The 725-nt window shown below is 56.7% G+C and carries 1 protein-coding gene; it reads left to right on the top strand.

Annotation, left to right across the window (positions count from 1 at the left end):
• Window positions 1-36: 36 nt before the first annotated feature.
• Window positions 37-725, top strand: a 689-nt coding sequence (locus NW853_RS11685) for a tetratricopeptide repeat protein (RefSeq protein WP_414349089.1), incomplete at its 3' end; no start/stop codon positions are given.

Below are 725 nucleotides of genomic sequence, written 5' to 3'. Positions count from 1 at the left end.
ATGATAGAGTACAGAGAGATTGGTGCGAGCCCCTTCATGCCTCAGTCCAAACCTGACAAATCGCCCCTCCGCAAATTCCTGGAAGCCCTGATGCTGGTGTTTGGCGCAGTCATGTTCCTGGGCTTCTCCTTTGGCCCGATACTGCAGGCACTGGGGCCTTCTGACTCGGCAGACACCGCCAATTTGGTTACCGAGCAACTGCGGGCCCAGGCGGACGGCTACCGGGCCGTGCTGGAACGGGAGCCGGATAACCCCATTGCCCTGCGGGGGTTAATTGACACGCAACTGCAGCTCAACGAGCCGCAAGGGGCCATTGAGCCGCTGAAGAAGCTGGTGGAACTGGAGCCGGAAAATCGGCAACTGCGAGCTTTTTTGGCTCAAATTCAGCGGGAGACAGGAGATCTGGAAGGAGCGCTGGAGCAGCTTCAAGCTCTCTACAAAAAGGATCCCAAAGATGGCCAAGTTCTGCAGGAGCTGGCCGATGTTCAACTAGTTCTGGGCCGCACTTCTGAAGCCATTGACCTGCTGGAGAACTATCTGAAGGAAGTACCGGAAGATAACGATGTCCGGCTGCGCTTAGCTTTTATCTACGCCCGCAACAACCAGACGGGAAAAGCGGTGGCCCTTTATGATGAGATGATTGCAGCGGATCCCAGCGATTTTGCCCCGGTATTGGGCAAGGCAATAGCCCTCAGCTCTGCTGCCGATGCCGACCTACGGGCACA

This window comes from Synechococcus sp. H55.11, assembly GCF_047462475.1.
GTDB lineage: Bacteria > Cyanobacteriota > Cyanobacteriia > Thermostichales > Thermostichaceae > Thermostichus.
The sequence above is the reverse complement of the archived record's forward strand: the minus strand, read 5'-3'. Positions and strand labels throughout refer to the sequence as shown.